Raw genomic sequence first — 13,644 nt, 5'->3', positions numbered from 1 at the left:
CGTGACTGATCAAACCATCCTGCGGGTCGCCTGGCTCTACTACATGGAGAATCTGACCCAGGCCGAGATCGGCGAGCGGCTGGGGCTGACCCGCGCCCGCGTCAACCGCATGCTTTCGGATGCCCGGCAGACCGGCATCGTCAATATCCGCCTCAACTCCGCCTTTGCGAGTTGCACGGAACTGGAGCACCGCCTGCGCCGCGAATGCGGCCTCGAGGATGTCGTCGTCATTCCGAGCCCGGAGAATCCCGAGCAGACCGGCAGCCTGATCGGGATGGCGGCGGGAGCCTATTTGTCCAAATTCCTCGAGCAGAAGCGCCCGCGCATCATCGGGATCGGCTGGGGGGCGACCTTGCGCGAGACTATCCGTTACGTCACGCCGGCGGACTATCCTGATCTCTCGATCGTCTCGATGATGGGCGGCCTGTCGCGCGGGCTGGAGCTCAACACCTTCGAAATCGCTGGCGAGCTCGCGCACCGGCTGCACGCCCAGTGCAGCTATCTGGCGGCGCCGATTTTCGTCAGCAGCCGCCGCTCCCGCGACACCTTCCTGGCCCAGGAGGTCTATCAGGAGGTGCTGAACAGCGTCGAGAAGATCGATCTGGCGCTGCTCAGCATGGGAGATTTGACGCCGCGCTCGCTCTTGATGCGGCATGGACTGCCGCCGGACGTGCGTGCCGAGCAGCTGCGGGCGGCGGGCGCCGTCGGCGACGTGCTGGCGCAATTCCTCGACAAGGCCGGCCGGCCCATCGATCACGGCATCAACAGTCGCGCCATTGCGATGCCGCTGGAAAAGCTGGCGCGCGTGCCGACCTCGATGCTGATCGCCGGGGGGCTGAACAAGGCCCCGATCATCGCGGCGGTGTTGCGCGGCCGGATCGGCAAGGTGCTGGTGACGGACGAGAACACCGCCGTCGCCGCGCTGAAGCTGTTCGACAAGCAGAAATAGCGGCATTTCCGTAGCGTAGAGGGGAGCGCGCCTTCGGTACCGGGAGCGCGATGGCCACGCACGTGCGCCGTGAGCCAGTGGAAAGCATTTGTCACCTGATGATTACATATGTAATATAACGGAGACAATTACTCAGAGGGAATGCTTCGACATGCGCGCTGCGGTGCTCCAGGACATTCGTGATATCCGCGTCCTCGATATTCCCGAGCCGAGGCCGCTCGCGGATGACGAGCTCATCATTCGCGTCAAGGCGGTCGGTGTCTGCGGCAGCGACCTGCACTCCTATCTTGAGGGCGGAACGACGGGCCCGACGCAAGTCAGGCCGTTCGTCCTGGGACATGAATTCTCCGGCGTCCTGACGCCGGACTCGGCCCGCAAGGCGGGGTTCTCGGCCGAGGCGCTGGTGGCGGTCGATCCGTCCATTCCCTGCGGCCATTGCGAATGGTGCCACCGCGGTCACACCAATCTCTGCCCAAATGTAAAATTTCTGGGCTACGCGCCTCACAACGGGGCAATGGCCGAATTCGTCTGCGTGCCGAAATCCGCCGTGCATATGGTGCCTGACAGCATCGATCCCGCCGGCGCGGCGATCCTGGAGACGCTCGGTGTCGCGATCCATGCCATGGATCTGGCGCGACCGCGGCTTCAGGAGACCGTGGCGGTGCTCGGCTGCGGGCCGGTGGGACTGCTGCTGGTGCAGCTGGCGCGGCTCGCGGGTAGCGGCAAGATCATCGCGATCGACCCCGTCGAGCAGCGCACGGCACTGGCGTGCGACCTCGGTGCGGATGTTGCCTGCCGCAGCTTCGCCGAGGTCGGTGAAGCCACCGAAGGCCGCGGCGTCGATCTCGTCATCGAAGCGACCGACTCCTCGCACGGCTTCGAGCATGCCGCACGCTGTGCGCGCATCGGCGGCCGGGTCGTTCTGGTCGGCATTCCCGAGAACAACCAGTATGTCCTCAGCGGCGCGGAGTCGCGCCGGAAGGGGTTGTCGATCAAGTTTTCACGCCGCATGCCTGAGGTCTATCCGCGCGCCATCGCCCTCGCGCAGTCTGGGCAGGTCAAGCTCGCGCCGCTGGCGACCCATAGCTTCTCGCTCGACCAGACGCCTGCCGCGTTCGAGCAGCAGGTCGCGCGGCGCGACGGAATCATCAAGGCGATCATCTGCCCGTAAGGCCATGGCGAAATCATCCAAACTCGTCGTCGCGAGAAAGGGCCGCGTCCTGATGGTGAGGCGCAGGCGCGACGGGCTCTGGATGTTTCCGGGGGGAAGACGGCGGGCAGGCGAGAGCGACAGGCGCTGCCTTCGACGCGAGATCAAGGAGGAGTTGCCCAAGCTGAAGCTCGGGCCGTTGAAGCTCTGGAAGGAAGTGAAGGCGAAGAAGGGCGGAACCGGCCGGCGGATGAGTGATGCGATCTTCCTGGCCAAGAAGGTGTCGGGGCGCCTGAAGGTCGGCGACAAGAAGGAGATCGACCGCGCGGTTTGGCGGAAGCCGCGCGGCGCCAGATTGACCCCGACCTCTCGCTACATCCGCGACAAGCTGTTTCCGCGATAGCGTTCCGTCATTGCAGCGCCTGGCGCAGAAGCGCCAGCAACTCGTCGTGGATCAATCCGTTGGAGGTGATCTTGTCGAGATCTTCGTTGCGGCACGGCCGTCCAGTCAGCGTCGTGACCTTGCCGCCGCCGGCCCACACCATTGGCATCGCGGCCGCGTGCGAGACGATGTCGGCCTTCAGCGAGACAAAGCCGTCGAGGCGGCCCGAGGCCACCATCGCCGTCTCAAGGGCGCCCGAAACGACGATACGCACGCCGCGCACCACCTCGCCGAGCAGTTCGATGACACGCGCCGTCCGCCGGACTTCCTCGGGCGTGAAATGCGAGGTCAGGATCACGGAGATGACCGCATCCGACAGCGAACGCGTCGAGGAGACGCGGGCCGGCACGCCGTCGATCGTCGCGCCTTCCCCGGCGAGGTAGCGCGCCTTCAATCCAATCTTCGGCGCGTCGATCAGGCCAAGTTTGGTCTCGCCGCCGACCTCGTAGGCGACCGTGACGGAAAACCACGGCAGCCCGCGCGCGTAGTTGATCGTCCCGTCGAGCGGATCGATGATCCAGCGCGCGGCGTGATCTCCCGGGCTTGCGCCGCTCTCCTCGGCCAGGATGCCGGCATCCGGCGTCAGGCGCTTCAGGCCGGCGACGACGATCGCCTCGGAGGCGAGGTCCGCCTCGGTGACGATGTCGAGCCCTTCCTTGCGCTCGGTGTGCAGGGGCGAGAATTGCATCGCGACCAGCTTGGCTGCGGCCTCGTCGACGACCGTGTCCGCGCGGGCCAGCAGGGTCGAAAGGCCGTCATCTCGATCCGTCCTGGGCTGGCGATCGGATACGAATTCGAGCGAGCACCCGTAGTTTCCGATCGGGACCACGTGGCTGCTGACGCCCATGTCCGGCTGCCAGCAATGCAAGGCAAATCCGGGCGGCTCCATGATGAAGCGGTTGGCGCGCCCGGGTCGCAGGTCGAGCGCCACTTGATGTGCCGTGCCGGGGGCGACATAGCCCACCGTGCCCGCATAGCGCGTCGTGATCGAGCGATGGTAGTGGCCGCACAGCACGCGTTCGATTTCGGGATGGTCCTTGATAATTGCGTCGAGCGGATCGGCCCCGATGAGGCGCAGCTCGTCCATCCCGTCGGCTCCGACCAGGAACGGTGGGTGATGAATGATCACGAGCGTCGGCTTGCCGCCCCCGGCCGCCAGTGCGTCGCGCAACCATTGCTGTCGCGTCGCGCAGAAGGTCCCGTGGCCTTGTCCTGCTTCGACGCTGTCGAGGAACATCAGCCGCAGCGGGAAATCGTCCACGACGAAGTTGATGAAGCCATCGGGCGGCAGATAATGGTGGCGTGGCCGGAGCGAGCGGACGAGCTGTTCGCGGTTATCGTGGTTGCCGGGAATGACGAACACAGGCATCGGCAGCCTGGCGAGGCCGGCGTCGACGATCCCGTATTCCTCCGCGAGCCCGCTATCCGTAAGGTCGCCGCTGACTACGACACAATCAGGCCGCGGGTCCAGCATCACAACCGCGTCGATGGCGTCGTGAAACATCGCGTTGGTATCGACGTGGCCGTAAGCGAGCTTGCCGCGCGATCGCACATGGAGATCGCTCAGCTGGGCAATGATGAACACGTAATTCCGTCTCCTGAAGCGTTGCGGCCGGCACGTGGCCGTTGCGGCAATCGATGATCCAGTACTTAAGAGCTCTTCATCAAGGCGTTGCTTTCCCTGACCATGCGATCGAGCCCGGCCTCGGGGGTGGTCTCGCCGCGCATCACGGCGTGGACAGTCTCGCGCTGGGTGCGCCATATCTTCACGGACTGCCCGCCGGGGTAACCCTGCCAAGGCTTCGCGCGCTCGATCTGCTGCGAAACGGTGCGGAAGTTCGGGTTCTTTTCGTAGAACGGGGCCAGGAATTCGGGCCCCGAGGCGCGCAGATTGGTCGGCATGTAGCCCGTGGTCTCGACCACGATCTTCTGCGCTTCAGGTCCGCTCACGAACTTCAGGAACTCCCAGGCGGCCTGCTGCTTTGCGGCGTCCCTTGCCGTGATGATCGCCGCGTTGCCGCCGGTCGGCAGTCCGCCCTTCTGCTTGTCGTCGATCGGGAACGTGCAGGTTCGCAATGTGAACTTGTCGCCGATCAGGTCGGTGACCTGGCGCAGCCGGGCCGGCGTGTCCGCGAAGATGCCGATCTTCCCGGCGATGAACTGCTGGCGCGAGGAATCCCAATCGATCAATGGCATCTTGGCGTCAGCGACGAATCTGCGGCAATGGCTGAGCGCCTTGAGCCCGGTCTCGTTGCCGAAACCGGCAGCGGTTTCCGATGCGTCGAGCATCTGGCCGCCGCCCTGCAGGATCAGGGAGCGGAACAGCCAGTCGTCCGGCCAATCATGGATGTTGTAGGCGATGCCGGCGACATCGGTGCCCTTGGCCTTGATGTTGGCCGCCAGGTCGATCATGCCGGGCCAATTGTCGGGCATCTTGTCGGGATCGCCGCCGGCCGCTTTCACGAGCTGCGTGTTGAAATAGATGACCGGCAGGGATGCATTGAACGCGAGACCGTAGATATTGCCGTCGACCGCGCCGAGCGCCAGGATTCCGTCGGAGTAGTTGGCCTTGCGCCAGGCGGCATCCTCCTTCTGCAGCAAGGGCGCGACTTCCGTGATCTGGTTGCGTTTCACCAGTGTGCGCACGAGCTCCGCGAGCAGATGGTAACCCGAATAATAGACGTCGGGGAGCTGGTTGGTGACGGCCTGCCGCAGCATTGTTTGATGACCTTCGTCATAGCTCGCCGCCGGGGCCCGGAACTGGACCTTGATGCCCGATCGCTGCTTCATGAATTCCTGGGCGATCGGCTCGTGGAATTTCGCGAAGGCGGGGAAGGCATAGAGGACGTCCAGCGTCACTTCGTGCGCCTGTGCGGAGCGCGCCAGAAACGGGCTTGAAACCGCGGTGCTCCCGACGGCGGCGGCGCTCTTCAGGAGGTCTCGGCGATGCAGCATGACAGTGTCTCCCCTGGCAGTGGTTGACGTCACTTGATTCCGGTCATCGTGATGCCGGCGATGAAATGCCGCCGCGCGATCAGGAACGCGATCACCAGCGGCGCGGTGATGATGGTGGCACCGGCGGCCAGCGCGCCGTAATTCGAGCCCAGCTCGGAATCGGCGAAATACATCATGCCGAGCGGTGGTGTTGCGAGCTTGGTGTCGGAGACGACGATGAGCGGCCAATAGAGGTCGTTCCAGTGCGCCACGACCGAGAAGATCGAGAACGCCGCAATGGCGGGCCAGGCGCTCGGCACGACGATGCGCCAGACGATTTCGAATTCGCCGACGCCATCGAGCCGCGCCGCTTGGATGATCTCGTCCGGATAGGATTTGAAGAACTGCCGGAACAGGAAGATCGCGAAGACCGACAGGAAGAACGGCATCATCATCGAGAGGTAGGTGTTGAGAATGCCGAGCTCGGCGAACGCGATGTAGAGCGGGAGCGAGGGCGCCTGGACCGGAATGCAGAGCCCGAGCAGGACCAGCGAGAAGAGGACCGGGCGTCCCGGAAATTTCAGCTTGGCGAGCGCGTAGGCGCAGGGAATTGCGACCAGCAGCTGGACGATGAGAATTCCGCCGCAGACGATCAGTCCGTTGAGCAGGAAGCGCAGCAACGGCGCGGTGCTCAGGGCGGAATCGAAGTTCTGCCATCCATAGAACTGACGCGGCCAGAGCCGAAACGTCGCCTCGAAGATCTCGCCTGGCGGCTTGATCGCGCTCGTCAGCATGAAGACAAAGGGCAGCAGCATGAAGACGGCGCCGCCGATCAGCACCGCGTGCACGAGTGCGAGCGAGACGAGGCGGCGTATCCGGATCGCGACCGGAGCGGAAGGGCGGAGGATCGTGGCTGGCTGATGCATCAGTAGTGCACCCGGCGGTCGAGGACGAAGGTCTGCAGCACGGAGAACACCAGCGTGAACGCCAGGAAGACCAGCGTGAGGGTCGCCGCATAGCTCATGTGAAAATACTGAAACCCTTCGAGATAGATCGCATACAGCAGCACCTCGGATGAACCTCCGGGGCCGCCACGGGTCATCACCGCGACCGTGTCGAAGATCTTGAAGGCCGTGATGAAGGTCGTCACCGTCACGAACATCGTGGTCGGACCGAGCATCGGCCACGTCACTTTGAGGAAGCGGTCGACGGGATGGCTCGCGCCGTCGATGTCGAGCGCCTCGTAGAGATCCCTGGGGATCGCCGAGAGCCCGGCGAGGAATAGCACCATGTTGAAACCGATGAGCTGCCAGATGCCGATCGCGGCGAGGGTCGGGATGACGAGGCCGGGCTCGCTCAGGAATGCCGTCGGCCCTAAACCCAGGCTCTTGAGGACCTGATTGACGAGCCCGAGGGTCGGATGCAGCAAGAACTGCCACATCGTGGCCATTGCGATGAGCGTCGAGGTGACCGGGAGGAAGTAGATGACCTCATAGAGGCTGCGCGTACGCTTGCGCTGATGGATCAGGATTGCGACCAGCAGCGAGATCAGGACGCCGCCGGGCACCACGATCGCGACATAGAGCAGGGTGTTGGTCACCGAACGCCGGATCACGGGATCCTGGAGCGCCGAGTTGAAGTTCTTGAGGCCGACCAACGAGAAGTCGAGCGCGCCCAGCTCGTAATTGGTGAAGCTCAGGAATGCGAGGGCGGCAAGAGGCGCCAGATTTGTCAGCACCAGCAGGATGAAGGCCGGCGCGGCAAAGCCCAGCCCCGCGAACCGCTCGATCCAGCGTTGGCGGCTGGCCGGCGGCGCGGCGCCGAGCGGGGCGATCTCGACCGCGGCGGTGGTCATCGGACCTCGCTCGCGCGGCGCAAGTCGCGGCCAGCCGCGGCGCGGCTGTCAGCCTCGATGCGTCGGCCGTTGTTGTCGAAGACGTGACAGTCCCGCGGCTCGAAGGAGAGCGTGACCTCGCCCTCGGGGATTGGCACGTCGTTGTCGATCCGGCAGAGCACTGCGACCTCGGGTGAGGCCGTGAGGTCGAAATGAAGAATGCTCTCCGAGCCGAGATTCTCGCGGCGGCGGAACCGGCAGGTGATCGTGCACGGTCCGCCTCCGATCCGCATCGCCTCCGGGCGCACGCCAACCATCAATTCCGGGGCAGGAGCGTTCCGAACGTCGATCGGCAGCGTGCGGCCGAGAAGCTCGACCTGGCCACCGGGGCCGGCGCGGGCCGGGAGCAGATTGATCGCCGGACTGCCGATGAACTGGGCGACCGCGGTCGTGGCGGGACGCTCATAGACTTCGGCGGGCGTGCCGAGCTGGAGGATGTCGCCGTGATCCATCACGGCCAGGCGATCGGACATCGTCATCGCCTCGACTTGGTCGTGGGTGACGTAGATCATCGTCGCGCCCAGCCGTGCATGGAGCTCGGTCAGCTCGCCGCGCATGTGCACACGCAGCTTGGCATCGAGGTTCGACAATGGCTCGTCCATCAGGAAGGCTTGCGGGTGACGCACCATTGCGCGGCCGAGCGCAACGCGCTGTCGTTGCCCGCCCGAGAGCTGCCCAGGCCTGCGATGAAAGAAGGTTTCGATGCGAAGCTGCTCGGCGACGGCCTGCACCTCGCGCGCAATTTCGCCCATGACGCGCCGGCGGCGGGGAGACAAATGACGCATGATCGGCAGGCGCTCGAACAGGTTGAGGCGCGTCATGGTGAGCGGCAGCGCGATGTTGTCGAACACTGACATGTGGGGATAGAGCGCGTAATTCTGGAACACCATGGCGATTCTGCGCTCATGAGGCCGCAGATGATCGACTGAGGTCTCGCCGATCGACACCGAGCCGCCGTCCTGCGATTCGAGGCCGGCGATGATGCGCAGGAGCGTCGACTTGCCGCATCCGGAGGGACCAACTAGCGTCAGAAATTCGCCGTCCGCAATGTCTAGATCGATGTCGTTGAGGACAGTCGTGTCGCCGAAAGTCTTATGGATGCCGCGCAATGTGAGGCCGGCCATCGCGGATTAGTCCTCAGCTTTTCGGGGCGGATAAACTTCATGAACGACGTCGTCGATCCAGTAATCGGTAAGGCCAGGCACCGGACGAATGCTCACCTCGATGTTCTCGCCCTCGATGTCGTAGACCACTGCGCCGAGCCGGGCGGCGCCGCCCATTGGCGGCGCCAGTTTCTCACCGACCAGAAAGCCGGCCGCCGGCCCCCAGACGTAGTGCGTTCCGTTTAGCCGGATCTCGTGCCAGCGATGCAGATGACCGCTGGCTACGATCTCGACCCGGTAGCGATGCAGCAATTCGAGCAGGGCGCGGCGTGGCTCCGGTTTGACCGACCAGTAACCGGTGTCGCCCTCGGTCGGTGATTCGATGAACAGTGGCCGATGCGTGAACCAGGCAAGGCGACGCCCAGCAGCATCGGCCATCGCGGCTTTGAGCCATTCGGTTTGCCGCGCCTCCTCGGGGCCGCCGCCGAAGATCATCGAATTGAGCCCAATCAGGCGCCACCCGTCCAGATCGCGTAGCCAGCAGTCGTCGCCGAAATGTCGACGAAAGCGATCGAGCCGCTCCTCATTCACCGGCTGATGCAGATTGCCCACCTCGCCGACGTCATGATTTCCCGGAACCGCCACGAACGGGACGCCGAGCGACGCCAGTTGAGTTGCGCAATAGGCTGCGTCGGCTTCCTGATCGGCGGCGTCGACCGTTACATCGCCGGTATGTATGACGAGATCTGGTTTATGATGCGCGATCCATCGCGCAAGCGGCGTCCAGTTTGCATCGAAGTGCTGCTTGCTCGGGCTGAGATGCGTATCGGAAATCTGAATGATTCGGACCATGACGCCTCTGCTGGATACCTCCTCCCGCTGTAGATCCGTCGCGCCCGCGGTCTATCGCTGGATTGACTTCGCGCCTTGTCTCTGCGCGTTGAACGATTTTGTAACACGCGATTTGAGGTTCGGACGTTATCCTCTTTTGACGCACCCTATTTAGCAGCTTGAATTAGTGGACTATACATATGATCATCACGTGTGACAAATGTAATTTTACGGGGCGTGAGCCATGGGGCACGATGAATTTGTGATCGTCGTCAGAGTGACGGGTGCCCTCGTCATAGGCGCGATGATTGGATTCGAGCGTACGTTTCACGGTCGACCGGCAGGGTTTAGAACCCATTCTCTGGTGTGCGTCGCATCAGCGATTCTGATGATCGTAACCGTCTATCAGCACCAGTGGATGACGTTGCTTGAACATGATGCGATCCGAACCGACCCGACGCGCATGGCGCAGGGGATCATGACCGGCATTGGGTTTCTGGGCGCGGGAGTCATCTTTAAGGAGGGCCTGACCGTGCGCGGACTGACAACGGCGGCGTCCATTTGGGTTACCGCGGCCATCGGTGTTCTGGTCGGAATAGGGTTCTGGTTTGCTGCCGTTGTCGGTGCTCTCGCGACTCTGATTGTGCTCGCCTTTGTTCAGGTATATCGAGGCTCGGTTGCCTAGCGAGTTTTACGCCCATCATATGCTTCGGTTTGCCCGAGATCGGGTCATGGGTGAAGACGAAGTCCACAAGATGATCGGCGCTCACGGGTTTACCATCGCCAACCTGTCGTCCCGGTTAAGCGAACGCGGGCGGCAGTTTGAATACCGCATGACGATCAAGAGCCGCGACCGGCTTAATGCAGAAAGACTTGCTAAACATCTGCGCGGTTTGCCAGAGGTTATCGAGTTTCGCATTACCCCGACTGGCGACTAGGCCACGTACCGTGGTCTGTGTCCATTGCTAGGTTCTTGCGACAGCGGCCGAGCGGGACGAAAGGCGAGCACGTCTCGAGCCCCGCAGGCCGAAATAGTAGCTGTAAATTGGCCCATCAAGGGCGTGTCCGAGCGGCCGCTGACGCTATCGGCTGGATGCCGGCGAAAGCGCAGAAGAGGCAGTTTGTTCGCAAAAGTTTGAGTCGATGGAGGCAGCTCTTGGCGCAAAAGCTGACATTTACACTGACGCGAGGCTGGCAAAAGGCAAGAAGCCCGTTTTGTCGCGCTCGCCAGCAGCCCCATTGCCTGATATGTCAACGGATGGTTGCAACGGTCGTCGTGGCAATAAGAACAATAGTCTCCAGCGCTCCTGAGACGTAGAAAACGGCTCTGATGCTGCCGCCTTTGTCCGCTTTGCCGTCGCGCAAATAGAACCACAGCGTGGATCAGATCGAATTGCGAGTAGACCCATACGAGCGTTGCAAGCTCACCAGCGCTAACTTCCACCTGCATGGCCAAAGCTGCTGGAACGAGCAGGACAAGTCCGGAGATTGCGCCCGTCCTCCTTTGGACGTCGATGACGCGTTCACGGAACGTGTTGACTGCTCCTGATCGACCGAACCCAAAGCGCAGAAGATTGGCTGCTTCTTCGCCTGGCGGGTTTCAGTCTTGCAAGCAGGACCGTCGCCAGTCAGGGGTATGCGGAGAATTAGCCAGGCGAGGCGGCAAACTAACAGGGCCGGCAATGCTAGGCGGGTCCGTCCGGGGTACAGTGCGCAGCTTCGAGTATAGCGAAAGGCCAATCTTGACGCCAACCAGAACCGGCGCCGCGATGACAAAAAGCAAGGCGACTGCGTTGAAGGCCGTGTCGAAGGCGATCACGGTGGACTGACGAATGACCGCGCGGTCCAGCAGCAACGTCGAAGCCCGGCTGGCCAGTGCGTCCATTCCTTCAGCGGCGAGCAATGCTGCCGTCATCCTTAGCCGCTCGCTGACTGCAGGAACTCCGGCAGTCAGACTGGCCCCCAGCACGGTGACGTTGCCAGCGACGTTGTGCTCGATCAAGGTCTGGAGGACGGCCACGCCGATGAGGCCGCCAAGCTGTCGACCAGTATTGAAGAGGCCTATGCCGGAGGCGCGGTTGCCTTGGTTGAGGTTGCTGAAAGCAATCAGGGTGATCGATAGAAACAGGAAGCCTAGTCCGAGCCCGCGCAAGAGGACGGCAGCCATCATGTCGTGCGCGCCGCTTTCGCTGGCCGAGCCAGACAACATCCACATCGCCACCATGATCGTCAGAATACCAAGGGGCACCGTGGCGACCGGCGGAACGCGGCGAACCTGCATCAGGAAGACGGCGACGAGGAGCGTGCCAACGAAGAACGCACCGCTTGGCAACAACAAGAGGCCGGCGTCGGTGGGCCTGAATGCCAGCACTGAGACGGCAAAAGAGGGAATCAGGAACGCGCTGCCGAACAATGCGGCGCCCGCAACAAAACTGACAATGAACGCGAAGGAAAAGTCTTCCGATTGAAATGGGGTGAAGTCGATCAGGCCGCGACCTCCAGCCATTAATCGCTGGCCGAGAAATGCCAGAAACGCGGCCGCTCCGGTCACTGTGAGCCAGAGGATTCCGGGCGCCTCGAACCAGTTCCAGCGACTGCCCTGATTGAGAACATAGGTCAGACTGAAGAGTGCGATCGAGATCAATGAGAGGCCGATCCAGTCAAGCGGACGGCGGACGAGCGTACCGGACCGCGGGTTGCCGGCGATCAGGAGCAGGCCGGCAGCCGCCAGCGCCAGCGGAACGACGCTGAAGAAAATCCATGTCCAGGACCGATTGTCGATCAACCAGCCCTGCAGTGCCGGAGCGGCGGTCGCGGGTGCCACGACCGATCCCATCGCAAACAACGCCTGAAGGATTGCCTGCTGGGATCGCGGATAGGCGCGGAAAATGATCGCCTGGCCTGCGACAAGCAGGAGGGCGCCAGAGAAGCCCTGCACCATGCGCAGCGCGATCAGCAGGTCCAGCCCGGCGCTAGTGGCGGTGATGCCGCACGCCCCGCCCATGACCAGGGTTGAACAGATGACGAGGCGGCACGCATCGACACGCTGCATCAGCCAGGGAGTGGCTATGAAGCCAATCAGCTTCAGCGCTGTGTATCCGATATCGAGCCAGGCGAACTCATCGGGAGTGGTGTGGGTGTCGCCGATGATATAGCCACGCCCGAGCGACAGCACGGTGCTCGCGATGGCATCCGTTAAGGTGGCGATCACAATGCCCGTGACGAGAAGGGGTCCTGCGGCGGATCGTCCGCGGCTTGGTATGGTGCACGCGACCTTGATCATGAGCCGCTCCCGTGGTCGACGTCGACGCGCGCGGACAGGCCGGGCACGAGCCGGCCGGGCAACGGATTGATTGCGAAGCGGATCTTCACCGGCACGCGCTGAACGACGCGAACGAAGTTTCCGGTTGCGTTGTCTGTCGGCAGCATGCTGAAGGCGGAGCCGCTGCCGGGCGCAAAGCTGTCCACGACACCTTGTAGAGGCTGGTCCGAATAGCTATCGACGATGATGCGGACGCGCTGGCCGGGCCGGATCCGTTCGATCTGGGTCTCCTTGAAGTTCGCCACGACCCACACATCGCTGACCGGTACGATGTCGAGCAGGGAAGTGCCCGGCGCGACAAGGCGGCCCACACGGACCTGGCGGTTGCCGATTACGCCGTCGACTGGCGCATGCACAATGGTATTGTCGAGATCGATCTGGGCGAGGTCGCGGGCGGCCCGCGCCTGTGCCACGGCGGCCAGCGCCGCCTCGCGCTGACTGGCGAGGACGGCGATGCGCTGCTTCTGCGCCTCCACCGTGGCGGCCGCTGCGGAGACAGCTGCTTCAGCTTTCGACAGCGCCGCATCGCTTTCGTCAACCTGGGCCTGGCTGACCGCATTCGTACGGATCAGCTCGCGGCGCCGATCGGAGGCTTTGGTGGCCAGAGCCATCTCGGCCATACTCGAACGCTTCTGCGCCTCGGCCTGCCGGATCAGCGCATCCTGAAGCGGGATCTCCGCATCGACATTAGCGAGGCGGGCCTGCGCGGCCTCGACATTGGCCTCGGCTTGCGCCAGCCGCGTGCGGTAATCCCGATCGTCGATCCGGAACAGGACATCGCCCTTATGGACGGCTTGGTTGTCCCGAACCTCCACTGCCGTGACGTAGCCCGCAACCTTCGGCGCGAGCGAGGTGACGTCGCCACGAATATAGGCGTTGTCCGTCGACGTCTCGCCCGAATGGGCATAGGTCCATCCGGCCAGCATGGTCACGACGGAGCCGAGGCATAGCAACAAGCCGATAACCTTCTTCTTGTTGGGATGCGCCACGATGTCCTCCTACCGTTGACAGCTCTGCCC

Annotated in this window: 13 protein-coding genes; 5 read left to right on the top strand and 8 right to left on the bottom strand. The window is 63.2% G+C overall.

Translation table 11 applies throughout. The features are described 5' to 3' along the window. The first annotated feature begins 1 nt into the window (after window position 1). The 3 genes from X265_RS23265 (at window position 2) to X265_RS23255 (ending at window position 2,502) form a co-directional block, all read left to right on the top strand. Window positions 2-949, top strand: a complete 948-nt coding sequence (locus X265_RS23265; protein WP_208764256.1) for a sugar-binding transcriptional regulator — start codon at window positions 2-4, stop codon at window positions 947-949. A 151-nt stretch (window positions 950-1,100) separates the two neighbouring features. Then, window positions 1,101-2,120, top strand: a complete 1,020-nt coding sequence (locus tag X265_RS23260) for a zinc-dependent alcohol dehydrogenase (protein ID WP_128966908.1) — start codon at window positions 1,101-1,103, stop codon at window positions 2,118-2,120. 4 nt (window positions 2,121-2,124) lie between these two features. Further along, a complete protein-coding gene (locus X265_RS23255; RefSeq protein WP_128966907.1) occupies window positions 2,125-2,502 on the top strand; it encodes an NUDIX hydrolase in 378 nt (125 codons plus the stop codon). A gap of 7 nt (window positions 2,503-2,509) precedes the next feature. Here the strand turns inward: X265_RS23255 and X265_RS40690 are convergent, their stop codons facing one another. The 6 genes from X265_RS40690 to X265_RS23225 all read right to left on the bottom strand — a co-directional run bounded on the left by X265_RS40690 (window position 2,510) and on the right by X265_RS23225 (window position 9,324). Beyond that, a complete protein-coding gene (locus X265_RS40690; protein ID WP_244659298.1) occupies window positions 2,510-4,126 on the bottom strand; it encodes an inositol monophosphatase family protein in 1,617 nt (538 codons plus the stop codon). Between the two features lie 65 nt (window positions 4,127-4,191). Then, window positions 4,192-5,496 carry an ABC transporter substrate-binding protein gene (locus X265_RS23245; protein WP_128966906.1) on the bottom strand — a complete coding sequence of 435 codons (1,305 nt, stop codon included), beginning with the start codon at window positions 5,494-5,496 and terminating at the stop codon, window positions 4,192-4,194. Between the two features lie 29 nt (window positions 5,497-5,525). Then, the gene (locus X265_RS23240) at window positions 5,526-6,401 is read right to left on the bottom strand and encodes a carbohydrate ABC transporter permease (protein WP_128966905.1); all 876 of its coding nucleotides are present in this window, start codon (window positions 6,399-6,401) and stop codon (window positions 5,526-5,528) included. Next, window positions 6,401-7,330 carry a carbohydrate ABC transporter permease gene (locus tag X265_RS23235; RefSeq protein WP_128966904.1) on the bottom strand — a complete coding sequence of 310 codons (930 nt, stop codon included), beginning with the start codon at window positions 7,328-7,330 and terminating at the stop codon, window positions 6,401-6,403. The genes X265_RS23240 and X265_RS23235 overlap by 1 nt, the downstream gene beginning before the upstream one ends. Then, complete coding sequence (locus X265_RS23230; RefSeq protein WP_128966903.1) at window positions 7,327-8,493, bottom strand: ABC transporter ATP-binding protein; 1,167 nt, start codon at window positions 8,491-8,493, stop codon at window positions 7,327-7,329. Before X265_RS23230 ends, X265_RS23235 begins: the two co-directional genes overlap by 4 nt. 6 nt (window positions 8,494-8,499) lie before the next feature. Further along, window positions 8,500-9,324 (bottom strand): metallophosphoesterase family protein, encoded by an 825-nt coding sequence (locus tag X265_RS23225; RefSeq protein WP_128966902.1) that lies wholly within the window; start codon window positions 9,322-9,324, stop codon window positions 8,500-8,502. A gap of 223 nt (window positions 9,325-9,547) precedes the next feature. Here X265_RS23225 and X265_RS41475 point away from each other — a divergent pair, with 223 nt between their 5' ends. Further along, window positions 9,548-9,988 carry an MgtC/SapB family protein gene (locus tag X265_RS41475; protein WP_244659299.1) on the top strand — a complete coding sequence of 147 codons (441 nt, stop codon included), beginning with the start codon at window positions 9,548-9,550 and terminating at the stop codon, window positions 9,986-9,988. A gap of 46 nt (window positions 9,989-10,034) precedes the next feature. Continuing rightward, the gene (locus X265_RS41470) at window positions 10,035-10,241 is read left to right on the top strand and encodes a hypothetical protein (RefSeq protein ID WP_244659300.1); all 207 of its coding nucleotides are present in this window, start codon (window positions 10,035-10,037) and stop codon (window positions 10,239-10,241) included. Window positions 10,242-10,903: 662 nt separating this feature from the next. Here X265_RS41470 and X265_RS23215 read toward each other — a convergent pair. Then, window positions 10,904-12,586: an MFS transporter gene (locus X265_RS23215; RefSeq protein ID WP_128966901.1), complete on the bottom strand. Its 1,683-nt coding sequence runs from the start codon at window positions 12,584-12,586 to the stop codon at window positions 10,904-10,906. Continuing rightward, window positions 12,583-13,614: an HlyD family secretion protein gene (locus X265_RS23210; protein ID WP_244659301.1), complete on the bottom strand. Its 1,032-nt coding sequence runs from the start codon at window positions 13,612-13,614 to the stop codon at window positions 12,583-12,585. The genes X265_RS23215 and X265_RS23210 overlap by 4 nt, the downstream gene beginning before the upstream one ends. Window positions 13,615-13,644: the final 30 nt, after the last annotated feature.

It is taken from the genome of Bradyrhizobium guangdongense (genome assembly GCF_004114975.1).
Lineage (GTDB): Bacteria > Pseudomonadota > Alphaproteobacteria > Rhizobiales > Xanthobacteraceae > Bradyrhizobium > Bradyrhizobium guangdongense.
This window is presented reverse-complemented; position numbering and strand designations above follow the sequence as displayed.